This window comes from Streptomyces cucumeris (genome assembly GCF_024295805.1).
GTDB lineage: Bacteria > Actinomycetota > Actinomycetes > Streptomycetales > Streptomycetaceae > Streptomyces > Streptomyces cucumeris.
Genome location: NZ_JANCLX010000026.1, coordinates 1 through 25,195 on the forward strand (window position 1 = coordinate 1; position 25,195 = coordinate 25,195).

Below are 25,195 nucleotides of genomic sequence, written 5' to 3' on the forward strand. Positions count from 1 at the left end.
GCGTCCTCGCTGTGTGTGTTTCTTCAAAGGAACCTCGACCACATCGTGATGATGCGGACGGGGTATCAACATATCTGGCGTTGACTTTTGGCACGCTGTTGAGTTCTCAAGGAACGGACGCTTCCTTTGGAACCGTTTCACCGGCTCCTCCGGGCTTTTCCCTTCGGTCTTTCGTGTTTCCAACCTTACCAGATCCGTTTTCCGTTCCGTTTCCGGTCCGAATTCCGTTTCCAGTGGCCGTTGGAGGGCCTTTGCCTTTCGGCTGCCTTTCGGCGTGTTTTGACTTTAGCAGACTCGCTCGGGCCGACCTAATCGGCTCTTGCGTTACCCACGGGGTCAAAAGTGTCCGCCGGAATTCCATTCATGGATATCATGGACGGACGATTGAGATGCCAACGGCTGCTGACGAGCATACCCTGCTCTTCGCAACCGTTAAAATCTACCTCCCCATGCCACCTGTGTCAACAGGTTTCGGGGAGATGCACACCGTAGCAGTTCAGCGGGGGTGGATGCACATCCGCTGGCCCATGGGCCGGAGCCCCGTGCCACCCCGCTTCTCCCGGGTCAGGCAGCGTCGTCAGGCCGCGAAGCTGGACGGCGGGCTCTCCAGCTCCTCCAGCTCGATACCGGGGGCGGACAGCACCACGTCTCCCGCGAGGTGGATCGTGTGCTGTTCCCCGGTGTCCACCTCGGCGACCTGGTACTCGTCCACGGCCAGCAGGCCGGTGTCGGTGGTGTGCTCGGTCCGGCCGGTGAGCGCCCAGGACTGGTCGAGTGTGCGCGGGGCGAGCACCGGATCGGTCAGGGCGACCAGCCGCACGCGGGTCGCCGGAGCCCCGGGTACGAGCCGCAGCAGCCGGGCGACCGCGACAAGGAAGGCCGGGGAGGCGCCGGTGAAACCGTGGGCGGCGACATTGCCCTCGGTGGCGTGCTCTCCGGTCGGGTCCATCCGGACCCAGGTCACCCCGTCCAGTGCGGCGCCCCGCACCTGCCAGCTCGAGGCGTGCAGCTCCAGCCGGAGCGGGCGGCCCAGCTCGTCGAGGGTGAGGTCCACGGATCCGGCGTGATCACCCGAGGGCGCGGTGCGCTGGGCGACGTAGCGCCAGCCGCTGGGGCCCGGTGCGCACTGGAAGTGCTCCTCACCGAGGGGCGTGCCGTCGTGCGGATCGTGGAGGGAGTAGCGGCCGCGGGGCATGGTGTGGTCCTTGGCGGAACGCGGGCCGCCGCCCGGTCGCCACGGGGACGCCGGGCGGGCCCTGTGGCCCCCGCCGCGGAGGCGGGGGCCGGTGACCGGTCCGCACCGCTGTGCGGATGCGGACCGGCGCGGGCGGATCAGTAGCGGTAGTGGTCCGGCTTGTACGGGCCCTCGACCGGGACGCCGATGTACGACGCCTGCTCCGGGCGGAGCGTGGTGAGCTTGACGCCGAGGGCGTCCAGGTGCAGCCGGGCCACCTTCTCGTCCAGGTGCTTGGGCAGCACGTAGACGTCGGTCGGGTACGACTCCGGCTTCGTGAACAGCTCGATCTGGGCGATCGTCTGGTTCGCGAAGGAGTTGGACATCACGAACGACGGGTGGCCCGTGGCGTTGCCCAGGTTCAGCAGCCGGCCTTCGGACAGCACGATGATGGTCTTGCCCTCGGGGAAGGTCCAGGTGTGGACCTGCGGCTTGACCTCGTCCTTGACGACGCCCGGGAGCGCGGCGAGACCGGCCATGTCGATCTCGTTGTCGAAGTGGCCGATGTTCCCGACGATCGCTTGGTGCTTCATCCGGGCCATGTCGGAGGCCAGGATGATGTCCTTGTTGCCGGTCGTGGTGATGAAGATGTCGGCCGTCTCCACCACGTCCTCGAGGGTGGCGACCTGGTAGCCGTCCATCGCCGCCTGGAGCGCGCAGATCGGGTCGATCTCGGTGATGATCACCCGGGCGCCCTGGCCGCGCAGCGACTCGGCGCAGCCCTTGCCCACATCGCCGTAGCCGAAGACGACCGCGACCTTGCCGCCGATCAGGACGTCGGTGGCGCGGTTGATGCCGTCGATCAGGGAGTGGCGGCAGCCGTACTTGTTGTCGAACTTCGACTTGGTCACCGCGTCGTTGACGTTGATCGCCGGGAAGAGCAGCGAACCGTCACGCTGCATCTCGTAGAGGCGGTGGACACCGGTGGTGGTCTCCTCGGTGACACCGCGGATCTCGGAGGCGAGCTGGGTCCACTTCTGCGGGGCCTCGGCGATGGTGCGGTTGAGCAGCTCGAGGATGACCCGGTGCTCCTCGTTCTCCGCGGTGGAGACGTCCGGGGCGGCACCGGCCTTCTCGTACTCGACGCCCTTGTGCACCAGGAGGGTGGCGTCACCGCCGTCGTCCAGGATCATGTTCGGGCCGCCGGTGGGGGTGCCCGGCCAGGTCAGCGCCTGCTCGGTGCACCACCAGTACTCCTCCAGCGTCTCGCCCTTCCAGGCGAAGACCGGGATGCCCTGCGGGTTCTCCGGGGTGCCGTTCGGGCCGACGGCGATGGCGGCGGCCGCGTGGTCCTGGGTCGAGAAGATGTTGCAGGAGGCCCACCGGACCTCGGCGCCGAGCGAGACCAGGGTCTCGATCAGGACCGCCGTCTGCACGGTCATGTGCAGCGAGCCGGTGATCCGCGCGCCCGCCAGCGGCTGCGAGGCGGCGTACTCCTCGCGGATCGCCATCAGACCGGGCATCTCGTGCTCGGCGAGGGTGATCTCCTTGCGGCCGAAGGCGGCCAGGGACAGGTCGGCGACCTTGAAGTCCTGACCGGATACGGCTGTCGTCATGGTTGCTGCTCCTCATCGGAAGTCGATCGGTTGCGAGCGAGAGTTTTCGGCTGGGCATGCGAGTCGATGGACAGGGGGTGCCGGCATCACGAGGCCGGACATACCTGTCCCCTGGATTCGCATTGCGCAGTCCGTCGGAGGCCCTCTCTCCCTCGGCCGGTCCGCGGAACGGACCGCCCGACCGCCATCAGCAGCGACGTCTGGCTCGGTCACGAATCTACACCGATCAGCGCGGTGAGCCCCAGCCCGCACGGGCGTTCTTCGGCCGCGGATCCGGGGGGTGCGGTGTACCCGGCCGGGTGACCGGCCCCTTTGCTCCCGTCCACATCTATTGCAGGATGCCGCGAGCACGGGGACGCTTGCACATTCCCGCGCCCGCTCGAACGCCGTAAGGAGAACGACGTGACCAGTACAGCCGAACCCCCGAGCGGTGCCGGGGCCAGAGGCCCGGGGCTCAAGCTGCTCGCGGTGACCGCCTGTCCGACGGGCATCGCCCACACCTATATGGCCGCCGAGAAGCTGGCCCGGACCGCGGAGTCGCTCGGCCACAGCATGAAGGTGGAGACCCAGGGATCCATCGGGGCCGAGAACGTACTGTCTGACAACGATGTCAGAGGGGCGGACGGCATCATCATCGCCGCCGACAAGGACGTCGACCGCAGCCGGTTCGTGGGTAAGCGGGTGCTGGTCGTCGGGGTCGCCGAGGGCATCCACCATCCGGAGCGGCTGATCGAGCGGGTGCGCAGCGCGCCGGTCCACCGGGGCGAGGGCGACGGCAACGGTGACGGTGACGGTGACGGTGACGGCAACGGGACGTCCGGAGCGGCGGGCCGGGCGCCCGGTGACCCCGGCGGCAAGGGGCGCGGCGTCACCTATAAGGCGCTCATGAACGGCGTCTCGTACATGATCCCGTTCGTCGTGGTCGGCGGACTGCTGATCGCGGTCTCGCTCGCGCTGGGCGGTGACACGACGTCCAAGGGGATCGTCATCCCCGACGACTCCTTCTGGAAGTCGGTCAACGACATCGGCGTCATCGGCTTCCAGCTGATGATCCCGATCCTGTCCGGCTATATCGCCTACGCGATCGCCGACCGGCCCGCGCTGGTGCCGGGCATGGTGGGCGGCTGGATCGCCGCCCACGGCGAGCTGTACGACAGCGAGGCGGGCGCCGGGTTCATCGGGGCGATCGTCACCGGTTTCCTCGCCGGTTATCTGGTGCGGTGGATCAAGAAGGTCAAGGTCCCCAAGTTCGTTCAGCCGATCATGCCGATCATCGTGATCCCGATCGTGGCGACCACGGCGCTCGGGCTCTTCTTCATCTATGTGCTCGGCGAACCGATCGCCTGGGTCTTCGAGCACCTCACCGACTGGCTGGGCGGGCTGACCGGCACCAGCGCGGCGCTGCTCGGGATCATCCTCGGACTGATGATCGCGTTCGATATGGGCGGGCCGGTCAACAAGACGGCGTTCCTCTTCGGCGCCGGGCTGGTTTCCAAGAACCCCGAGGTCATGGGCATGTGTGCGGCGGCTATTCCGGTGCCGCCGCTGGGTCAGGGCCTGGCCACGCTGATCCGTCGGCGGATGTTCGACGACCAGGAGCGGGAGACCGGGCTCGCGGCGCTGTTCATGGGCTTCTTCGGGATCACCGAGGGGGCGATCCCGTTCGCGGCGGCGCGTCCGGCCCGGGTCATCCCGGCGAACATGCTCGGCGGCGCGGTCGCCGGTGCCATAGCGGGACTGGCGTCCGTCGAGGACAACGTGCCGCACGGCGGGCCGATCGTGGCGGTGCTGGGTGCGGTCGACGGTGTGGCGATGTTCTTCGTCGCCGTGATCGTCGGGACGGCGGTCACCGGGCTGGGGACGATCGCGCTGATGTCCCTGGGCCGGGATGGCGGTGGCAGCGGCGCGGTGTCGCCGGCCCCGGCGGGCGCCCGCGTTCCCGCGCCGACGCCCGAGCCGGTCCTGGCCGGGGCCGCCGGAGGCGCCGGAGGCGGTACGGGTGGTACGGGTGGTACGGCCGCATCCGCCGCGGCCGGTAAGAAGGCTGCCGTCGTGCCCACCCCAACGGCTTCGCCCGAGGCTGAGCCGGGGGTTCGGCCCGAGGCCGAACGCACAGCCGTGGCCGGGCTCGTAGGCCAGGCCGACGCAGGGGCCGACGACGAGGCGGAAGGCGGCCCACAGGCGCGCCCGGAGGCTGGCGTCCCGGCCCGGACCGGGGCCGGGACCGGGATCGAAGGCGGGCCCGGATCCAAGGCCGAGCCGGACGCCGACCGCGAGGGCCCGACAGCGGGCGGCGAGGCTGCCGAGACCGCGGCCGGGAGTGGTTCCGGCGCCGAGGGCGCTTCCGAGGCTGCAGTCGAGGCCGGTCAGGCGGGCCCCAGCAGCACCAGTGGCATCGGAGGGACACCGGACAGCGGCGTTGCCAAGGCCGCGGGCGCGGGTGGTACCGGGGCGGGCTCCCAGGCGGACGGCCGCACCGACTCCGGCGGCACGGGCCGGACACCGGTCAGCGGCACTGCCGAGGCCGCGACCGTGAGAGGCAGCACCGCCGCTGGAAGCGCTGCGGCGGCTACGGCCGCCGGCCACGTCGGCTCCGGCGGCGCGGGCCGGACAGCGGGCGGTGTCGATGCCGCGGGCGGTCCCGTGGCTGCGACCGAGGGGGGTTCCGGCGGCGGGTCGGTGTTGTCCGGCTACCTCACCGAGCGGACGGTCGCCGAGCGGCTGACCGCCGGCGGCAAGGACGCCGCCATCCGCGCGATGGCGGCCCTGCTCACCGGCACCGGCCAGGTCACCGACGCGGACGGGCTGGTCACGGCGGCGCTCGCCCGTGAGGAGCAGGGCACCACCGGACTCGGTGAGGAGATCGCGATCCCGCATGCCAAGACGGACGCGGTCACCGCTCCGCTCGTCGGGTTCGCCCGGTCCGAGGAGGGCGTGGAATGGGGTGCTCCGGACGGCACCAAGGCCCGGCTGATCTTCATGATCGCGGTGCCGGAGGCCGCCGCGGGCGATGAGCACCTGCGGATCCTGGCCCTGCTGTCGCGGAAGCTGATGTCCCCGGAGTTCCGCGAGCGGCTGCTCACCGCCCCGGACAAGCCGTCGATCCTGGAGGTCCTGGGCGAGATCCAGTAGAAGACGCGAACGGCCTTCCGGACCGGTGTGGTCCGGAAGGCCGTCGGGACGGTCAGGCGGAGGTGCGGAGGATGTCCGGCTCCAGGTAGATCACCCGGGCGATGGGCACCGCCTCGCGGATCCGTGCCTCGGCCGCGTCGATGGCCCGGGCCACCTCCGCCGCCGTGTCGTCGTGCTGCACCGCGATCTTGGCGGCGACGAGCAGCTCCTCGGGGCCGAGGTGGAGCGTCCGCATGTGGATCAGGCTGGTGACGGTCTCCCCGTCGACCAGCGCCTCGCGGATCTTCGCGACCTGGTCGGCGTCGGCCGCCTCGCCGAGCAGCAGTGACTTGGTCTCGGCCGCGAGCACCAGGGCGATGACGACGAGCAGGACACCGATGCACATGGTGCCGATGCCGTCCCAGACGCTGTCGCCGGTCGCCAGCGTGAGCCCGACGCCGCCGAGCGCGAGGAACAGACCGACCAGCGCACCGAGGTCCTCCAGGAGGACGACGGGCAGCTCGGGCGCCTTGGCCCGGCGGACGAACTGCGACCAGGTGAGCTTGCCGCGGACCTCGTTGGACTCCTTGATGGCCGTGCGGAACGAGAAGCTCTCCGCGATGATCGCGAACACCAGCACCCCGACCGGCCAGTACCAGTTCTCCAGGTCATGCGGGTGCTTGATCTTCTCGTAGCCCTCGTACAGCGCGAAGACACCACCGATGGTGAACAGCACGATGGAGACGAGGAAGCCGTAGATGTAGCGCTCTCGGCCGAAGCCGAAGGGGTGCTCGGGGGTGGCCTCGCGCTTGGCCTTCTTGCCGCCGAGCAGCAGCAGTCCCTGGTTGCCCGAGTCGGCCAGCGAGTGCACGCCTTCGGCGAGCATCGACGACGAGCCGCTGAAGGCGAACGCCACGAACTTTGCTGCGGCGATGGCCAGGTTTGCGCCCAGCGCGGCAACGATCGCCTTGGTTCCGCCAGATGCACTCATATGTGCTGGATGTCCCTTCCGCCTGAAGGCAGTTTTGCCCGTGCTTTACTGCGTCGGCGGGCCATTGTTCCAGCCGTTCACGCGAGCGGTACCTCAGGCGACCAGTGTGGCCCGGAACACAGTCCCCTCACCGGTCAGTGCGATCCGTTCGCCCGCGCGGACGAACGCCGACTCCCCGCGCGCCAGGCGCAGTTCGCCGTCCGTGTCGCCCTCCGCCCCGCCGCGCAGGGTGACCGCTCCCGAGACGCACAGCAGGACCTGCGGAGTGGCGGCGGACAGCGCGAGCGGCTCGGCGCCCTGTGCGAGCACATAGCGCGACAGCCGGAACTCGTCGATCGGCGTCGCGTACAGCTCCTCACCGGACGCGTCGGCCTCCGGGCGCAGTACGGCGGGGGCCGCGCTCTCGAAGCGGACCACCCGCAGCAGCTCCGGGACGTCGACGTGCTTGGGGGTCAGACCGCAGCGCAGCACATTGTCGGAGTTGGCCATGATCTCGACGCCCATCCCGTCGAGATAGGCGTGCGGCACCCCCGCGCCGAGGTAGAGCGCCTCGCCCGGCTGGAGCCGGACGAAGTTGAGCAGCATCGACGCGATCACACCGGGGTCGCCCGGGAAGTGGCGGGCCAGCGAGGCGTACGCCGCGTACGCCGGGGCGTGCGGGCCGTCGAGCGCGCTGAGCCGTTCCGCCGCGAGGGCGGCCTGGTGCACGGTCTCCGTCATCGCCTCCGGGTCGGCGGTCAGCACGGCGGTGAGCACCTCGCGCAGCGCGTGCGACTCCGGGTGGGCGTGCAGGATGTCGACATACGGCTTGAGGGAGTCGACCTCCAGCGCGGCCAGCAGTCCGGCGGTCTCGTCCGGGTCCCGGAAGCCGCACATCCCGTCGAACGGCGTCAGTGCGCATATCAATTCGGGCTTGTGGTTGGTGTCCTTGTAGTTGCGGTGCGGGGCGTCGACCGGAACGCCGCGTTCCTCCTCGGCCGCGAACCCCTCCCCCGCCTGTGTCGGATCCGGGTGCACCTGGAGGGAGAGCGGGGAGGCGGAGGCGAGCACCTTCAGCAGGAACGGCAGCCGCGGTCCGAAGCGGCCCACGGCGGCGGCGCCCAGCTCGCCCTCCGGATCGGCCGCGATCACCTCCGAGAGCGCGACCGCGCCCGTGCCCCGGTCGACCCGGGACGGCGCCCCCGGGTGCGCCCCCATCCACAGCTCGGCCTGCGGCTCACCGGTCGGCGCGACCCCCAGCAGCTCGGGGATGGCGGTGGTGGAGCCCCACGCGTAGGGGCGCACGGTGTTGACGAGGCGGTCCATGTGGTGTCGTTCCTGACTGCTGCGAAGGGATCCGGTGGCGGACGGGACGGTGCCGGACGGCGGGCGACGACCCGTTCGCGCGTTACGGCCTCATGATCTGTCGGCGGAAGCGAGCGCGAGGTAAACGGCGGCGAAATCCGTGATGGCGAGAAGCTCAGCAGCGCTCTCCAGCAGGCTGCTGCCCTCGGCCGGTTCGAGCTCGCTGAACGCCGTGTCATGGGCGAGCGCCAGCTCCCGGGCGTTCGGCACGGCCGAGACCTGGTTCACCGGCTCCTCGTGGAGCAGCACGATCCGGGCCCGCAGCGCCTCGGGCTCCTCGACCCGGTCGCGGAAGAAGTCATCGGGGTCGGCGCCGCCCGCGAACGACCCGGCCAGCAGCGTGCCGTGGGCGGCCAGCGCCCCCGGCAGCTCGGAGACCAGCGCGGGCCGCCCGGCGAGCGCCGCGATCAGCCCGGCGAAGCGCCGTCCGGTCGCGGCCGCGAGCGGGCCCTCGGCCCACAGCAGCGGCAGCGCACCGGCCAGCTCGGCCGCGAGCGTCTTGGCCGGGTTGGTGTAGGTGGCGATCGCCGGGCCGCAGCGCTCGGCGACCTTGTCGAGCCGGTCGGCGACCTGCTGGAGCGCCGCGGGCGGCGCGGACACCAGGCCGATCCGGTCCACGAGCACCAGCAGCGGGGTGAGCAGCGCCCAGAGCGTGCCGGGCAGGGCCGGGCCGGTCACCTCGTCGGGTGCGGTGCCCGGCGGTTCGGTGTGCTGGTGCTGCGGGACGGCGGTGGTGTCGTGCGGCGGGGGCTCACCGATGGCGCCCTCGGGCGGCGCGCCCTCCGGCCGCGGGGGCTGCGGGGCGTCCCCGCCCTCGTCGCCGGCGTACGGACTTGTGGTGGACGGGCCGGTGGCGTACGGGTTGGTGGTGTACGGGGCCGAGGAGTTGGAACTTGCGGCCAGCGGCACCATAAGACCGCGCGCCTGCGCGACCGCGTCCGCCAGCGGTGAGTGGCCCGGTGCGACGGAGACGAGCGCGCAGCCCCGCCGGTACGCCTGCTCCACCAGCCGCGGCAGCCCCGGTTCCGTACCGTCGGGGGTCGCGATCACCAGCAGGTCCAGCGGGCCCGCCCAGCCGGGCAGGGTCCAGCGCAGCGCACCCGGCGCGGGCGCGACCCCGGTGGGGGCGATCAGACTCACCGGGCAGTTGCCGCCGCTGAGCGCGCCGAGCAGGTCGGCGGTGCAACTCCCGGCCGCCCCGGGCCCCGCGACCAGGACCGTGCGCGGTCTGCCGTCCGGTTTGAGATCCCCCACCCCTGCCTCGGCGGCGTGCCGGGCGGCGGTACGGACCCGCGCCCCGGATTCGGCGGCTGCGCGGAGCAGTCCCCGGGTGTCGGCCCGTGCGAGGGCCTCCGGGGCGTCGAGGAGGGATTCGTCGAGCATGGTGCTTCGGCCTCCGATCGCCGGTGGCGGGGCGGTACCGAGGGGACCGCGGGCGTGACGGGACTGGGCTGACTGCGGCGCGGTCGGGGCGCCGCCGGGGCCTGCCGTCAGGCGGGGCGGCGTGCCTCGTCGACGAGCAGCACGGGGATGCCGTCCCGGACCGGGTACGCGAGCGCGCAGCCCTCGCCCGTGCACACCAGCTCGGGGTTCTCCGGGATCTGTTCCTCACGCAGCGGGGCGTGGCACGCCGGGCAGGCGAGGATCTCCAGGAGACCGGCTTCGAGCGGCATGGGATGTCCCTTCGGGTGTGGGTCCGGCCGGATACGACTCCGGCGTGGTCAGGGTACCGCCGGGCGGCCCCCCGGCGGGGACGGCCGCCCCGCCGGAACCGGACGGACACCACGGCCGACCGTCCGCGCGGTACGGGGCCGGCGCCCCGTCGGCCGGGCCGCACCGGGTGCGGACTCCGGCCGATGGCGGCGGGGCCGGCGGGACGCCGCCGAGCCCCCGGACCGGGCGCCAGGGGCGGGCCCCGGGGAGGGTCAGGCGCGGACCAGGGCGAGGACCTCGTCGCGGACGCGGTCGGCGGTCTCGGTGTCGCGGGCCTCGACGTTGAGCCGCAGCAGGGGCTCGGTGTTGGAGGGGCGGAGGTTGAACCACCAGTCGGCGGCGGTGACCGTCAGCCCGTCCAGCTCGTCGAGGGTGACGCCCTCGCGGCCCTCGTACGCGGCCCTGACCGCCTCGGCGCGCGCGGTCTGGTCGGCGACGGTGCTGTTGATCTCGCCGGAGGCGGCGTAGCGGTCGTAACTCTCGACCAGTTCGGACAGCGGTCCGTCCTGGCCGCCGAGCGCGGCCAGCACATGCAGCGCGGCGAGCATGCCGGTATCGGCGTTCCAGAAGTCGCGGAAGTAGTAGTGCGCGGAGTGCTCACCGCCGAAGATCGCACCGCTGCGGGCCATTTCGGCCTTGATGAAGGAGTGGCCCACCCGGGTGCGGACGGGGGTGCCGCCGTTCTCCTTGACGACCTCGGGGACCGACCACGAGGTGATGCAGTTGTGGATGATCGTTCCGCCCGGGTGCTTGGCCAGCTCGCGGGCGGCGACCAGGGCGGTGATGGCCGAGGGCGACACCGGCTCGCCGCGCTCGTCGACCACGAAGCAGCGGTCGGCGTCGCCATCGAAGGCGAGGCCGATGTCGGCGCCGGTCTCCCGGACCCGGGCCTGGAGGTCGACGATGTTCTTGGGGTCGAGGGGGTTGGCCTCGTGGTGCGGGAAGGTGCCGTCCAGCTCGAAGTAGAGGGCGTCCAGGTCGAGCGGGAGACCGTCGAAGACGGTGGGGACGGTGTGGCCGCCCATGCCGTTGCCCGCGTCCACGACGACCTTCAGCGGCCGGATGGCGGTGAGGTCGACCAGCGAACGCAGATGGGCGGCGTAGTCGGCCAGCACGTCCTGCTGGGTGATGGTGCCGGGCCGGGCGGCGGGCTCGGGCGCGCCGTTCGCGGCCCATCCCTCGACCAGCGAGCGGATCTCGGCGAGGCCGGTGTCCTGGCCGACCGGAGCGGCGCCCGCGCGGCACATCTTGATGCCGTTGTACTGCGCGGGATTGTGACTGGCGGTGAACATCGCGCCGGGCAGGCCGAGATGGCCGCTGGCGAAGTACAGCTCGTCGGTCGAGCAGAGCCCGATCTCGGTGACGTCCACGCCGAGGGAGGCGGCGCCGCGGGCGAAGGCCCGCGACAGACCGGGCGAGGAGGGGCGCATGTCATGGCCGGTGACGATCGCGTTCGCCTCGGTCACCCGGGCGAACGCCGCGCCGAAGAGTTCGGCGAGCGGTTCGTCCCACTGGTCCGGGACCACACCGCGCACGTCATACGCCTTCACGATCTGCGACAAGTCGGGCACAGCCAACCCCTTCTCGAGGTCTGTTTGGAGGTCTCCACGGACCTCAGAACCTACCCGGAGGACTCCCGCGGCCACCATGAGGCCGATCGTGCGGCGCGGCACACGGCGGAGGGCGGGAACGGACTGACGCCTCGTCGGGCTTCGCATCCGGGAACGCCGGGGCGGGCCGGCGCGGAGCGGACGGGTCAGGAGTCGGGTGAGCGCAGCACCCGCAGATGGCCCCGGCGCGGCACCTCGCGCGGATCGCCGTCGCGGCCGCTCTGTCCGCCGCCGCCCCCGGACGGTCCGGAGCCGCCGCCCGCGCCCGCGGCGCGCTCATGCGGCCGGGCGGCCTCACGCACCGCGTTGGCCAGGGCTTCGAGGTCATCGCTGCTGGGCCGGGCCGGGCCGGTGTCGACGGCGAGCCGGACGACCTCCCAGCCGCGGGGCGCGGTGAGCCGCTCCGAGTGCTCGGAACAGAGGTCGTAGCAGTGGGGTTCGGCGTAGGTGGCCAGCGGCCCCAGGACCGCGGTCGAGTCCGCGTAGACGTACGTCAGCGTCGCGACGGCGGGGCGGCCGCAGGCGGTGCGCGAACAGCGACGTACAGGGCTCACGACGTTGGACGGTACCGCACTCTTGAGCGGGCCGCGACGACTCTCCACCAGCTCACTCCGCCGTGTCGTCCTAGTTCGCCCCGTGCACCCCATACGTGAACTTACTGGCTGACCAGCGGCTCCTTCCGGCGGAGCGGGAGCCGCCGCCGCTGATTCCGGTCAGCACACGCAGGGAGAGGGGTCAGTCTGAGCCAAGGAAGCGAATCAAGAGACGTCCGTTTCTGGACGCAACCATGGCCGGAATGCTCATTTGGCGACATGCGCCAAGGCTGTCCGGGAAGCGCATGCCGCCCGCCCCGCGGCGGCTACCCTCAGGAGTGATGACCAGGTCCGTACCACCCCACCAGTCCGAGCCGCGCCCACGCCGCCGCGATCGGCACGGTCGGGGTATGCGCGGTCCGATCGCGCCGCCCCAGGTGCCGCTTTCGGTCAGCCGCGCCGAATCCTTCGTCGATCTGGTGCAGGACTCGGCCGAGCGGCTGGAGAGACGCTGGCCGCAGCTTTCGGGCGTGGACTTCACCGTGCTGGACGTACCCACCTCGGGCAACGGCGGCGGAACCGGCTCCGGCGGCCCGGACGGATGGGACGAGGAGTCCGTTCCGCTCGGACGCTTCATCGCCGCCCGCGGGGACGCGCCGGACCGGATCGTGATCTACCGCCGTCCGGTCGAGATCCGGGCCAAGAACCGGGACGAGCGGGCGCTGCTGGTCCACGAGGTCGTCGTGGAGCAGGTCGCGGAGCTGCTGGGGCTGGCCCCGGAGTCGGTGGATCCGCGGTACGGGCAGGAGTAGCCCCGCCCGCCGGTCACTTCCTGCCGTCGTTCAGCACCGACAGGTCCTGCCGGGCGTCGGGGACCACCACGGTCCCGCCGTCGTCCGGCATCCCCTGGATCGTGAACATCGGCACGCCGTCCTGCGGCAGCGCCAGCATCCGGGAGGCGTGCACCGCACCGCCCGAGAGCCGCTCGACCGTCACCGCGTAGCCGCCCTTGCCCGAGGCCGGGCGGGGCGGGGTGACGGTGGTGCTGGTGCCGCCCTTGACCGTGTACGTCTTGCTCACCGGGGTGCCGCCGCCGCTCGCCGCCGACGCGGTCACCCGCACCCGCGCGGTGGCGCCGGGCGCCACCAGGGAGAGCGTCGAACCCTTGGCGCGGTTGTCCGCCGCGGTGGCGGTCCGGTCGATCCGGGCCGTGGCCGGGATGAACGCCGACTCCTGGGCGCTCCCCTTGCCGCGGGTGACCCGCAGTCCGGCGACCACCGGGGTGGCCCGGCCCTCGCCGCCCTCGGGGGTGAGCAGCAGGGAGCCCGGTTCGCCCTTGGTCACGTCGCCGAGGTCGATCGCCGCCGTCATCCCGCTCTTGACGTGCAGGGACTCATGTCCGGCAGGGGTGATCGAACCGGTGCGCCCGGCCAGCCGCACCTTCAGATCCGCGTCATCGGAACCGGGCGCGAAGACGACCAGGCGGACCGAGGTCGCGTCGGCCGGGACACCGGGGAGCGCCACGTCGGCGGCGGGCTCCGCGGAGGCCGGGATCCAGTCGCCGCCGGTCTTCTCGTCGGCCGACTGCACGGCGGCGCCGACCCGTCCGGTGCGGGAGGTCACGCGCAGCGAGACATCGGCGGCCCGCTGGTCGGTGAGGGTGGAGAGGAGCACCGGCACGGTGGCGCGGGGCGGCACGGTGATCGACTCGTCGGTCGACGGCTTGAGCCGACCGCGTACGCCGTAGAGCTTGAGGTCCACCTCGGCCGCGGTCTCGTCCGGGTTGGTCAGGTGGACGAAGTCCTGGCGGCCGCGGGCGGTGCTGGCACCGGGGAACCAGAAGTCGGTGTCGGGCGCCGTACACGCGGTGCCCATGATCCCGCGTCCGCTGCCCGCCGCGATCGTGGTGGTCTGCTGGACGGTCCAGCCGGGGGCGAAGCGGCCGTCGGCGGTGCCGATGAGGGCTGGGGCATCGGAGCGGTCGGTGTCGGTGGTGACCGGTTTGCCGGGCTGCTTCAGCGGCAGCACCGGGGTGTCGTCACCCCGCGCCGCACTCCGCCGCTCGCCCTTGCCGTCCTTGCCGCCCTCGCGGTCCTTGCCGCCGTCGTCCCCGGCGCCCGGGCCGGTCACGTCGTCGGACGGGCCCTGGGCGGGCAGCAGTGCGGCCGCCCCTTCCCCGCCGCCCGCCGCGGCCGTACCGCTCCGCCGCGGGGTGAACGCGGTGTAGGTGGTGCCGGCCACCTCCGAGGAGGTGGGCGTCGGGCACAGCAGGGTGGAGCGCTCGACGGGCATCCGGCCGGCCGCCTTGGCCGAGCCGTCGGCGCCGTCCGGGGAGCCGCCGGTGAGCGTGGCGACGCCGGTGACGGCGGCCAGCGCGGTGGCGGCGCCGATCAGGGACAGGGTGGTGCGGTTCATCGCTGCTGATCGCTCCCGTCGCGGCGGTCCTCGGGCCCGGCGCCGTCGTACGTCGTGTCGCCCTGCTGGGGGTACGTCCCGTCGCCGTAGGGCTGCTGCTGGTCGTAGCCGTACGGATCGGCGTACGGGCCGCCCGCGTACGGATCGGCCGGGTACTGGCCCTCGGGGTAGGCGGCGCCCTCGGGGTACGGAGCGCCCTCCTGGTACCCGGCCGGATAGCCGGTCCCCTGGTAGCCGCCCTGGTACGGATCGCCCGGGTAGCCGCCGCCCTGCTGGTACTCACCGCCCTGCTGGTACGGGTCGCCCTGGTACGGCGTGCCCTCCGGGTACGTGCCGTACCCCGGCTCCGCGTACGGCCCGCCGTCCCACTGCTGTCCGTAGCCCTGCTGCTGCGGCACCGCGTAGGGGTCGGCCGCCGGGGGCTGCGCACCGTCGTACGGACCGGTGGCGGGCGGCGGGGCGGCCGGAGGCGCGGGCGGCTGCGCCGGGATGGTCACGCCCTCCCCCGGCACGGGCCCGTCCACGGCCCCGTCCTCGGGTCCGGACCGCCCGTCCGCGTCCGCCGGTGCCTGCTGCGCGGCCTGCGCCTCGGCGGCGGCCCGCAGCCGCCGCGCCCGGCGCCCGTCGCCCGCCAGGTCCTCGGCGGTGACGGCCGGGGCGGCCGCGGTGCCGTCCGCCTCCGGGAGGTCGTCGTCGACCCGGCGGCGGCGCCCCGGCAGTGCGAGCACCACCAGCACCACGGCCAGCAGGCCCTGTGCCCAGACCCATGCGCTGTGGGTCATCGGCGCGTCATAGGTGAGGTCCAGCCGGCCGCCGTTCGCGGGGAGTTCGAAGCCCTGCGCCCAGCCGTCGACGGTCTTCGCCTTCAGCGGGCGGCCGTCCAGTGTGGCCCGCCAGTCCGGCGCGGCCTTGTCGGCGATCCGCAGCACCCGTCCGGCCGTGCCGTCGGGCACCGTGGTGTGCGCCTCGACGGGCCCCGACGCGACGTGCACCGGCGCGCCCGCCGAACCGGGCGCCGCCGACGCGCCCTTGGGCGACCCCGCCGGGACGATGGCGACCCGCGAGACCCGCTGGTCGACCCGCCACAGCACACCGCCGTCCGCCTTGCTGAGCTGGGTGAGGCCCGGGGTCGCGTTCAGCACCCGCGTCATCCCGTCCGGGGCGCCCTTCTGGACGTAGACGTAACGCACCGCGTAGCCGCCGAGCTGACGGGTCTGGTCGGCGCCGGAGCCCGCGATCAGATGGGCCACCACACTGTCGAGCCGGGTGTCGCGGCCGCCCTCCGCGGCGAGTTCCGCGTCGCCGAGCCGGGCGCCGGAGCCGCGCACCAGGACGTAGTCGGCGCGGGCCGCACCGCCGCGGCCGCTGAGCACCAGCGTGCGGGCCTGGTCCTTGGTGGCACTCTCGGCCGCCACGAACGCCGGGACCTGTGAGGGGTTGTGCCGTCCGACCGGACCGTCCGCGCCGCCCGTCATCCAGACGACGGCGGCATACAGCGGGGCGGCGGCCGAGGCGACGGCGATGAGCAGGGCCACCGGCTGGCGCCAGCCGAAGTTCTGCGCCGCGACGCGCTCCCGCGCGCCCTCGGCGCCGACCACGGCCGCGGTCAGCAGCGCCAGACCGTAGACGAGGGTCGCGGGACCGGCCCAGGCCGAGCCGTTGGCCAGGGCCGCGAAGAGGAAGCCGGTGAGCGCCACGGCCCAGGCCGCCCCCACCACGAGCTGCCGCTCACCGCGCATCACGGCGGCCAGCGCGGCCAGCACGAAGCCGATCAGCAGCAGACTGCCGCCGCCCGGGCCGCCGGGGCTGAGCGAGAGCAGGTCCAGGGCGGAGGCGGAGCCGCCATCCGCGTCGAGCCCGGCCTCCTGGAAGAAGCGGCCGGGGTCGGTGAGGAGCCCGAGCGACCAGGGCGCGAGCACCAGCAGCGGGGTGCCCAGCACGGCCAGGAACCGCAGTCCGTACGCCGGCAGCAGCTCACGGCTGGTCAGGGCGCGCAGCACGAGTACACCGATGCCCAGGACCAGCGCGATCGGCCAGACGACCGGGGTGAACGCCATGGTGAAGGTGAGCAGCAGCGCGTAGGCCCACGCCGCACGCCAGCCCGGCGGCCGCCCGCCGGTGCCGCCCGCCCGGAGTCCGGCGGCCGCCGCGGCGGCCCGCGCCATCAGCGGCAGCAGGACGGCCAGGACGGCGGTGCCCAGCCGGCCCCCGGCCAGCGCGCCCGTGGCGGCCGGGAGGAAGGCGTACGCGACGCTGCCCCAGGCGCGCAGCAGCCGGGACTCGACCAGCGGCCGGGAGGCGAAGTACGCGATGAACCCGGCCAGCGGCACCGAGCACACCAGCAGCAGGGTCAGGGTGAAACCGGTGGAGCCCAGGAAGAGCGTCGCCAGCGCGGCCAGCGCCGCGAGATAGGGCGGGGCGGTCTGGGTGCCGCCGGTGCCGACCGGATGCCAGCCGTCCGCGTAGGCGCCCCAGAGGTCGGAGACCCGGTCGGGCGCCGGGAGCAGTCCGCCGCCCGACAGGGCACCGCCGCCGAACAGGTCCCGGCAGGCGACCAGCGAGACCACCAGCAGCACCACGAAGAGCATCGGCCCCGGTTTGCGGGCGATCCGCTTGAGCCGGGCGAACTGCTCGACCTCCAGGAAGTCCGCGTCGTCGTCGCCCGGTCCGGACTCGACGGCGCCGTGCCGTCCGCCGGAGGACAGTTCGGGCTCCGCACGTCCGCCGACATTGCTGGCGACCTGTTCCACGGTGGCCCGTACGGTGGCGCCGGGCGGCGGGAACAGCGGCCGCAGTTCGCCCTTGTCCAGCGTGGCGCGGCCCCTGCGCTTGCGCGCGGCGAGGATCCGCTCCGGCCGCAGCAGGGTGCCGAAGAGACCGGCGACCTCGTCCAGCGCCTGCCCCGGCACCTTGCCCACCAGATAGGCCAGGGTGCGCAGCAGGGTGCCGAGCAGCAGCCGCAGCATCACATACGGCAGCAGCGCGCCGCGGGTGTTGACCAGCAGGGTGTAGACGGCCCCGGCCTTGTCGACGCGGTGCGGGTTGGCCACCGACCGGCCCACGCAGTCGATGGGCCGCCGCTCGCGCGAGGACGCCTCGGCGTGGCGCAGCACCGCGTCCGGCGCCACCAGCACCTGGTGCCCGGCCTCGTGGGCGCGCCAGCACAGGTCGACGTCGTCCCGCATCAGGGGCAGCTTGGGGTCGAAGCCGCCGAGCCGCTCCCACACGTCGCGGCGCACCAGCATGCCCGCGCTCGACACCGACAGCACCGGGCGCACCTGGTCGTGCTGGCCCTGGTCCTGTTCGCGGCGCTCAAGACCGGTCCAGCGGCGGCCGCTGCGGGCGATGCTGACGCCGACTTCGAGCAACTGCCTGCGGTCGTACCAGCCGCGCAGCTTGGGGCCGATGATCGCGGGCTGCCGATTGGCGGTCAGCTCGGCGTCGGCGACCCTCAGCAGCTCGGCCAGCGCGTCGGGGGCCGGGGCGCAGTCGTCGTGCAGCAGCCAGAGCCACTGCACGGGCTCGCCGTGCGGCAGCTCCGGCATGTCGTAGGCGTCGTCCCGCCAGGCGCGGTTGACCGGATCCCAGCCGCTGGGGCGCTTGAGGTACGCCAATTCCCCGGGGCCGAGCGCCGGGGCGGTGCGGACCGCCTCGGCGACGGCCGTGCCAAAACCGCTGCGGCGTGCGAGGTGCAGCACCCGCTCCTCGCCGAGGGCCTCGGTGAGCAGCCGGGCGGAGTCGTCGGCGCTGCCGGTGTCGGCGGCGACGACGTTCTGCACCGGGCGCTCCTGCCCGAGCAGACCGGACAGCGCGTCGGGCAGCCAGCGGGCGCCGTCGTGGGCGACCAGTACGGCGGTGACGACATGACGCGGGTACGCCGGTGCCTCGGCGGAAGCGGGCGCGGCGGTGGCGGCCGGGTATTGGGCCGCCGGATGGCTGTGCACGGACATCGAGGTACGGGCCCCGGTTCGCTGGACTGCGGTGGACGCGCGCGTCCCGTGGGGAGGTTGGCGCGTCTCGGACGGGCCCCCACACTAACGGCTGCGTACGCAGGCGGTCCGCCGCCCGTCGCGGAGCGCGGGAGGCGGACCGTTCGCCCGGTGGCCGCTTCGTCCAAGCGGTGCGGATATGTCAGACAGCGGCCTTCTTCAGTCGGCGGCGCTCCCGCTCGGACAGACCGCCCCAGATGCCGAAGCGCTCGTCATTGGCGAGGGCGTACTCGAGGCACTCGGACCGGACCTCGCAGGCGAGGCAGACCTTCTTCGCCTCACGCGTGGATCCGCCCTTTTCCGGGAAGAACGATTCGGGATCGGTCTGGGCGCACAGCGCGCGCTCCTGCCAACCGAGCTCCTCGTCCGCCTCTTCGACCAGCAGTTGCTGGAACAACTCGGTCATGTGCGCCCCTCGTCTGTTTTTGCGTCCCCATGTCCGTTGCCGTCGTGAAGCGGCAGAACGACACGAGTGAAATTACAAGTGTGCCGATCCAGGCCAGTCAAGCCGAGATCTGCTATTGGGCCTCTTATTCACTCTGCGGAACCAAGGCTGCGCGGAAAGTGTTCAAATCGGCCTAAACGAGACGCTTCCCCGTTTGCTGCCCCGGGTTCCTCTCCGTGACTCATCAGAGAGGACGCCCCCGGCGCCGATCCCGTTGCGTGTCGCGTGCGGATGCTGCGCCACCTCTCCGCCTAACGCATGCACAAACCTTTCTGCCACGGCGGCTACCGGAAGAGGTGAAAGATTGCGCCAAACAGGAGATCAAGTTGACAGGACGGCGCGTGACCCGCTCTCCTTGTCCCCATGTCAGTGACCCACGCGCCCCTCGCGACCCGTGCCCACGGGTTCCGCTGCGCTGTGCAGGCTCGCTGTCGCTGTTCCAGCTGTTGATGCCCCCGAGCTCCAGCTATCTCTGCGCCCTTCCCGCACCTTTTCCTGCCGAGGAATCCCGCATATGAACAGCGACGTCCAGATCGCCGGTGACCCGCTCGCCATCCCGCATCTGCTGCCGCCCGTACCCGCACACCCCTCCACCGTCTCCGCCTTCGCCGGGCTCGCCCGCGCCATCGCCGCCGACCGCGACGGCTGGGCGCCGCTCGTCCAGTACGACGCCACCAGTCGCTGGTACCACCGGCTGCGCACCGGCCCCGGCTACGAGGTCTGGCTGCTGAGCTGGGTGCCCGGCCAGGGCAGCGGTGCCCATGACCACGGCCGCTCCTCCGGTGTGCTCACCGTCCTCCAAGGCGAGCTGACCGAACGCGTCGGCCACCAGGGCGCGCGCCACACCCTCACCGCGGGCGCCCAGCGCGTCTTCGCCCCCGGCTATGTCCACGACGTCGTCAACGACTCCCTGGAACCCGCCGTCAGCCTCCACATCTACTTCCCCGGACTGACCGAGATGCCGCTGCACCCCACCCAGAACGCCGGCGCCGGCGCGGCCCCCGCGCTCGACGGCGTCAACGCGCTGGACGCGCTCGGCGGCTGACCCGCTCCGCTCCCACCTCCGCCGACCGCCCCGAACCTCCTCGGCGCTCCGGGCGACTGCAAGACTGTCCCCCATGCGCATTGTGGTTCTGGCAGGTGGCATCGGCGGTGCCCGTTTCCTCCGCGGACTGAAGTCGGCCGCCCCCGACGCGGACATCACCGTCATCGGCAACACCGGTGACGACATCCACCTCTTCGGGCTCAAGGTCTGCCCCGACCTCGACACCGTGATGTACACGCTCGGCGGCGGCATCCACGAGGAGCAGGGCTGGGGCCGGACCGACGAGTCCTTCGCGGTCAAGGAGGAACTGGCCGCCTACGGGGTGGGACCCGACTGGTTCGGCCTCGGCGACCGTGACTTCGCGACGCACATCGTCCGCACCCAGATGATGGGCGCGGGCTATCCGCTGAGCGCCGTCACCGAGGCGCTGTGCGCCCGCTGGCAGCCGGGGGTGCGTCTGCTGCCGATGACCGACGACCGGGTCGAGACCCACGTCCTCATCGACGACCCTGAGGGCGACGGGCGCAAGGCCGTGCACTTCCAGGAGTACTGGGTGCGGCTGCGCGCCTCCGTACCCGCCCACGCCGTGGTCCCCGTCGGCGCCGACCAGGCCAAACCCGCGCCCGGTGTCCTCGAGGCCATCGCCGGGGCCGATGTCGTCCTCTTCCCGCCGTCCAACCCCGTCGTCAGCATCGGCACCATCCTCGCCGTGCCGGGGGTGCGCGAGGCCATCGCCGACGCCGGGATACCGGTCGTCGGCCTCTCCCCCATCGTCGGCGACGCGCCCGTGCGCGGTATGGCCGACAAGGTGCTCGCCGCCGTCGGCGTCGAGTCCACCGCCGCCGCGGTCGCCCAGCACTACGGTTCCGGGCTGCTCGACGGCTGGCTCGTCGACACCGTCGACGCGGGCCGGGTCGACGCGGTCGAGGCCGCCGGGATCCGCTGCAAGGCCGTCCCGCTGATGATGACCGACACCGAGGCCACCGCCCGGATGGCGGCGGAGGCGCTGGCGCTGGCCGAGGAGGTGCGCGCATGAGCCCCTCCGCACGGCACGGCGGGGCCCCCTCGTACCGGGTGTGGGCCCTCCCCGGCCTCCCCGAGGTCCGGCAGGGCGACGATCTCGCCAAGCTCATCGCCGACGCCGCGACCGCCGACGGGCTGCCCGGACTCGCCGACGGCGACGTCCTCGTCGTCACCTCGAAGATCGTCAGCAAGGCCGAGGGACGGGTGGTCGAAGCCGCCGACCGCGAGGCCGCGATAGACGCCGAGGCGGTGCGGGTGGTCGCCCGGCGCGGCGCCACCCGGATCGTGGAGACCCGGCACGGGCTGGTCATGGCCGCCGCCGGGGTCGACGCCTCCAACACCCCCGCCGGGACCGTGCTGTTGCTCCCCGAGGACCCCGACGCCTCCGCCCGCGCCCTCCGCGACGGGCTGCGGGACGCGCTCGGCGTCGAGGTCGGCGTCCTCGTCACCGACACCTTCGGACGGCCCTGGCGCAACGGCGTCACCGATGTCGCCATCGGCGCCGCCGGGGTACGCGTCCTGGACGACCTCCGCGGTGGCTCCGACGCCCACGGCAACCCGCTGAGCGCCACGATCGTCGCCACCGCCGATGAGCTGGCCGCCGCGGGCGAACTGGTCAAGGGCAAGGCGGACGGACTGCCGGTGGCGGTGGTGCGGGGGCTGCCGCAGGTGGTGGCCCCGGAACCGGACGATGCCGGTGCGGGTGCCGACGCGGGTGCGGGTGCGGGTGCCGGTCCGCGGGGCGCGCGGGCGCTGGTGCGCGGTGCCGCCGACGACATGTTCCGGCTGGGCACCTCCGAGGCCGTACGGGAGGCCGTCACCCTGCGGCGTACGGTGCGCGAGTTCACCGACGAGCCGGTGGACGGCGCGGCGGTACGGCGTGCCGTGGCCGCCGCCGTGACCGCTCCCGCGCCCCACCACACGACGCCCTGGCGGTTCGTGCTGCTGGAGTCCGCCGAGTCCCGGACCGGACTGCTCGACGCCATGCGGGACGCGTGGATCGCGGATCTGCGCGGCGACGGCTTCTCCGAGGAGTCCGTCGCCAAGCGGGTACGGCGCGGGGACGTGCTGCGCAAGGCGCCGTACCTGGTGGTGCCGTGCCTGGTCGCGGACGGCGCGCATACGTACCCGGACGCGCGGCGCAATGCGGCCGAGCGCGAGATGTTCGTGGTGGCAGCGGGGGCCGGGGTGCAGAATCTGCTGGTCGCGCTGGCGGGTGAGCGGCTGGGGTCGGCCTGGGTGTCGTCGACGATGTTCTGCCGCCCGGTGGTGCGGGAGGTGCTGGGCCTGCCGGAGGACTGGGACCCGATGGGCGCGGTCGCCGTCGGCCACGCGGCGGCTCCGCCGAGGGAACGGCCGGAGCGGGACGCGGGGGCGTTCGTGGTGGTGCGGTAGGGGTTCGCTCTCGGTGGCGTGTGCGGGGTGCTGAGTGCGCCGCTGCGGCGCTCGGGGCGCGCGGGTGCGAGGTGCGCGCCGTGGGTGGGGGCGCGCGTTGTGCGGGGTGGGGTGTGGGGGTGCGGTGGGTGTGCGGCGCGGGGTGGCCGGGTGCGGGGGGGGGGGGGGGGGGGGGGGGGGGGGGGGGGGGGGGAAAGGGGGGGGGGGGGGGGGGGGGGGGGGGGGGGGGGCGGCGGGGGGGGGCGGGGTGCGGGTGCGGGGCCTCCGGGGTGGGGTCCTGGACCGTATATTTACGGCGCCGGTACCCGGAGACGTGAGCCTGGGCCGGAGATTGGCGCCACAAATACGCCCCTGGCCTTCGGCATGGGGAACCCCGCAGCGTCCAGGACCCCACCCCTGCGACCCCGCACCCTCCCGCCTCGTCGTCGACCACCCGCCGGACCGGGGACCGGGCGGGCTGTCCTAGGGGGGTCGTAGGGTGGCGGCGTGTCTGTCAGCCGTACCTGGACGCCCTCGGGGCCCTATGACCTCGCGCGCAATCTCTGCGTACTTCAGCGGGGGCCGGGGGATCCGGCGTTCCGGGTCGGTGGGGACGGCACGTTCTGGCGGGCGACCCGGACCCCGGAAGGGCCCGGCACCCTCCGCGTCGCACGCCGCGGCGGCGAGATCGAAGCGCACGCCTGGGGACCGGGTGCCGCATGGCTGCTCGACGGGCTTCCCTCGATGCTCGGGGCACACGACGACCCGTCCGGTTTCACCCCGCGCCACCGCCTCGTCCACGAGGCCCACCGCCGTAACCCCGGGCTGCGCCTGATCCGCACCGGGCTGGTCCTCGAATCGCTGATCCCCTCGATCCTGGAGCAGAAGGTCACCAGCGACGAGGCGTACCGCGCCTGGCGGTTGCTGCTCCAGCGACACGGCGAGCCCGCGCCCGGACCGGCCGAGCGGATGCGGGTGATGCCCGATCCGCGCGCGTGGTCGCTGATCCCGTCCTGGGAGTGGCACAAGGCGGGCGTCGACTCCAAGCGCTCGGCGACGATCCTCCGGGCCGTCCGGGCCGCGCGGCGGCTGGAGGAGGCGGCGGCCATGGATCTCGCCGCCGCGTCCGCCCGTCTCCAGCTCATACCGGGCATCGGGCCCTGGACCGCGGCCGAGACCCTTCAGCGCAGCAACGGCACTCCGGACGCGATCACGGTCGGGGACCTCCATCTGCCGCGCATCGTGGGCTACGCGCTGACCGGTCAGCGGGGTACCGATGACGCGGCGATGCTCGAACTACTGGCTCCCTACGCGGGTCAGCGCCACCGGGCGGCCCGGCTGATCCTGTTGTCCGGCCGCACTCCACCCCGCCGCGCCCCGCGCTTCGCCGTACGGGACTTCCGCGCCATGTAGCCGGGTCCAGCGGGTGGTCGGCGACGAGACGGAGGGTGCGCACATCCCGTCGTGTCCCGGTCCGGCCGGTAGCCGGCGACGAGACGGGAGGGTGCGGGGTCGCAGGGGTGGGGTCCTGGACGCTGCGGGGTTCCCCATGCCGAAGCCCAGGGGCGTATTTGTGGCGCCAATCTCCGGCCCAGGCTCACGTCCCCGGGCAACGGCGCCGTAAATATACGGTCCAGGACCCCGCCCCGGAGGCCCCGCACCCGCACCCGCACCACCGAACGCACCCGCCCCACGGACCCCCTACTGGTCGGAAGAGAACCGCACCGCACCCGCCGGGATGTCCGCCCCGCACCACACCCGTACGCCGTCGTGGAGTTCGTTGTCCGCGCCCACCCGGGCGCCGTCGCCGATGACGGCGCCCTGCAGGACCGTGCGCGCTCCGATGCGGGCGCCCGCGCCGACGAGGGAGTCGCGCACCTGCGCGCCCTCCTCGACGATCGCGCCCTCCAGCACCGCGCTGCCCTCGATCCGGGCGCCCGCGCCCACCCGGGCTCGGGGGCCGATCACCGTGCCGCCGGAGAGCTTGGCGTCGTCCGCCACGGATGCGCTCTCCAGGACCAGCCGCTCACCGCAGCGCCCCGGCACCGCCGGGGAGGGGGCGCGGCCCAGGACCAGGTCGGCCGAGCCGCGGACGAACGCCTGCGGGGTGCCGAGGTCCAGCCAGTACGTGGAGTCGACCATGCCCTGGAGGTGGGCGCCCGCCTCGAGCAGTCCGGGGAAGGTCTCGCGCTCCACGGAGACGGGGCGGTCGGCGGGGATGGCGTCGATGACCGAGCGGTTGAAGACGTACGCGCCCGCGTTGATCTGGTCGGTGACGATCTCCTCGGGGGTCTGCGGCTTCTCGAGGAAGGCGGTGACCCGGCCCTCGGCGTCGGTCGGCACCAGCCCGAACGCACGCGGGTCGCTGACCCGGGTGAGGTGGAGGGAGACATCGGCACCGGTGGTGCGGTGGGTGTCCACGAGGGCGCGGATGTCGAGGCCGGTGAGGATGTCGCCGTTGAAGATGAGCACCGGGTCGTCGGGGCCGGAGCGCAGCCGGGAGGCGACGTTGCGGATGGCTCCGCCGGTGCCGAGCGGCTCCTCCTCGGTGACGTACTCCAGATGCAATCCGAGTGACGACCCGTCACCGAAGTAGGGCTCGAAGACCTCGGCGAGGTAGGACGTGGCGAGCACGATGTGCTCGACCCCGGCGGCACGGGCACGGGCGAGTTGATGGGTGAGGAACGGCACGCCCGCCGCCGGGACCATCGGCTTGGGGGTGTGCACCGTCATGGGTCGCAACCGGGTCCCCTTGCCGCCGACCAGGAGGATCGCTTCTGGCGTTGATGGCGCTGTGGTCACGTATCGTCTC

General features: G+C 73.0%; 18 protein-coding genes. 6 read left to right on the forward strand and 12 right to left on the reverse strand.

Going from position 1 to position 25,195, the window contains the following annotated elements; genetic code table 11:
- Positions 1-577: 577 nt before the first annotated feature.
- Both NMK44_RS29815 and ahcY read right to left on the reverse strand, forming a co-directional pair.
- Positions 578-1,195, reverse strand: coding sequence for a hypothetical protein (locus NMK44_RS29815; RefSeq protein WP_254748889.1), 618 nt, complete (start codon positions 1,193-1,195; stop codon positions 578-580).
- 137 nt (positions 1,196-1,332) lie between these two features.
- Positions 1,333-2,790, reverse strand: coding sequence for an adenosylhomocysteinase (ahcY, locus tag NMK44_RS29820; RefSeq protein WP_254748891.1), 1,458 nt, complete (start codon positions 2,788-2,790; stop codon positions 1,333-1,335).
- Positions 2,791-3,192: 402 nt separating this feature from the next.
- Here ahcY and NMK44_RS42925 point away from each other — a divergent pair, with 402 nt between their 5' ends.
- On the forward strand, positions 3,193-5,922 hold the full coding sequence (locus tag NMK44_RS42925; RefSeq protein WP_254748893.1) for a fructose-specific PTS transporter subunit EIIC: 2,730 nt from the start codon (positions 3,193-3,195) through the stop codon (positions 5,920-5,922).
- Between the two features lie 52 nt (positions 5,923-5,974).
- Here NMK44_RS42925 and NMK44_RS29830 read toward each other — a convergent pair whose 3' ends face one another.
- From NMK44_RS29830 to NMK44_RS29855, 6 genes are all read right to left on the reverse strand, one after another.
- A complete protein-coding gene (locus NMK44_RS29830) occupies positions 5,975-6,892 on the reverse strand; it encodes a cation diffusion facilitator family transporter (protein WP_254748895.1) in 918 nt (305 codons plus the stop codon).
- A gap of 93 nt (positions 6,893-6,985) precedes the next feature.
- A complete protein-coding gene (manA, locus tag NMK44_RS29835) occupies positions 6,986-8,197 on the reverse strand; it encodes a mannose-6-phosphate isomerase, class I (protein ID WP_254748897.1) in 1,212 nt (403 codons plus the stop codon).
- Between the two features lie 90 nt (positions 8,198-8,287).
- On the reverse strand, positions 8,288-9,619 hold the full coding sequence (locus NMK44_RS29840; RefSeq protein WP_254748899.1) for an SIS domain-containing protein: 1,332 nt from the start codon (positions 9,617-9,619) through the stop codon (positions 8,288-8,290).
- A 107-nt stretch (positions 9,620-9,726) separates the two neighbouring features.
- On the reverse strand, positions 9,727-9,909 hold the full coding sequence (locus NMK44_RS29845) for a Trm112 family protein (RefSeq protein WP_254748901.1): 183 nt from the start codon (positions 9,907-9,909) through the stop codon (positions 9,727-9,729).
- Positions 9,910-10,161: 252 nt separating this feature from the next.
- Positions 10,162-11,520, reverse strand: coding sequence for a phosphomannomutase/phosphoglucomutase (locus NMK44_RS29850; RefSeq protein ID WP_254748903.1), 1,359 nt, complete (start codon positions 11,518-11,520; stop codon positions 10,162-10,164).
- Positions 11,521-11,705: 185 nt separating this feature from the next.
- Entirely contained in the window at positions 11,706-12,161 is a 456-nt protein-coding gene (locus NMK44_RS29855) for a DUF3499 domain-containing protein (RefSeq protein ID WP_254748905.1), read from the reverse strand.
- 272 nt (positions 12,162-12,433) lie between these two features.
- On the opposite strand from NMK44_RS29855, the gene NMK44_RS29860 reads away from it, so the two are divergent.
- Complete coding sequence (locus NMK44_RS29860) at positions 12,434-12,904, forward strand: metallopeptidase family protein (RefSeq protein ID WP_254748907.1); 471 nt, start codon at positions 12,434-12,436, stop codon at positions 12,902-12,904.
- A 13-nt stretch (positions 12,905-12,917) separates the two neighbouring features.
- On the opposite strand, the gene NMK44_RS29865 is transcribed toward NMK44_RS29860, so the two are convergent.
- The 3 genes from NMK44_RS29865 to NMK44_RS29875 all read right to left on the reverse strand — a co-directional run bounded on the left by NMK44_RS29865 (position 12,918) and on the right by NMK44_RS29875 (position 18,902).
- Positions 12,918-14,507, reverse strand: a complete 1,590-nt coding sequence (locus tag NMK44_RS29865) for a DUF5719 family protein (protein WP_254748909.1) — start codon at positions 14,505-14,507, stop codon at positions 12,918-12,920.
- Positions 14,504-18,457: a glycosyltransferase family 2 protein gene (locus tag NMK44_RS29870; protein WP_254748911.1), complete on the reverse strand. Its 3,954-nt coding sequence runs from the start codon at positions 18,455-18,457 to the stop codon at positions 14,504-14,506. The genes NMK44_RS29865 and NMK44_RS29870 overlap by 4 nt, the downstream gene beginning before the upstream one ends.
- A gap of 181 nt (positions 18,458-18,638) precedes the next feature.
- A complete protein-coding gene (locus tag NMK44_RS29875; protein ID WP_004952403.1) occupies positions 18,639-18,902 on the reverse strand; it encodes a WhiB family transcriptional regulator in 264 nt (87 codons plus the stop codon).
- Positions 18,903-19,455: 553 nt separating this feature from the next.
- Between NMK44_RS29875 and NMK44_RS29880 the strand changes: the two genes are divergently transcribed.
- From NMK44_RS29880 to NMK44_RS29895, 4 genes are all read left to right on the forward strand, one after another.
- The gene (locus NMK44_RS29880; protein ID WP_254748913.1) at positions 19,456-19,986 is read left to right on the forward strand and encodes a cysteine dioxygenase; all 531 of its coding nucleotides are present in this window, start codon (positions 19,456-19,458) and stop codon (positions 19,984-19,986) included.
- Between the two features lie 73 nt (positions 19,987-20,059).
- On the forward strand, positions 20,060-21,022 hold the full coding sequence (gene cofD, locus NMK44_RS29885) for a 2-phospho-L-lactate transferase (RefSeq protein ID WP_254748915.1): 963 nt from the start codon (positions 20,060-20,062) through the stop codon (positions 21,020-21,022).
- A complete protein-coding gene (locus tag NMK44_RS29890; protein ID WP_254748917.1) occupies positions 21,019-22,404 on the forward strand; it encodes a coenzyme F420-0:L-glutamate ligase in 1,386 nt (461 codons plus the stop codon). Before cofD ends, NMK44_RS29890 begins: the two co-directional genes overlap by 4 nt.
- A 486-nt stretch (positions 22,405-22,890) precedes the next feature.
- On the forward strand, positions 22,891-23,796 hold the full coding sequence (locus NMK44_RS29895; RefSeq protein WP_254748919.1) for a DNA-3-methyladenine glycosylase family protein: 906 nt from the start codon (positions 22,891-22,893) through the stop codon (positions 23,794-23,796).
- A 288-nt stretch (positions 23,797-24,084) separates the two neighbouring features.
- Here the strand turns inward: NMK44_RS29895 and manB are convergent, their stop codons facing one another.
- Positions 24,085-25,185 (reverse strand): mannose-1-phosphate guanylyltransferase, encoded by a 1,101-nt coding sequence (gene manB / locus NMK44_RS29900; RefSeq protein ID WP_308358615.1) that lies wholly within the window; start codon positions 25,183-25,185, stop codon positions 24,085-24,087.
- Positions 25,186-25,195: the final 10 nt, after the last annotated feature.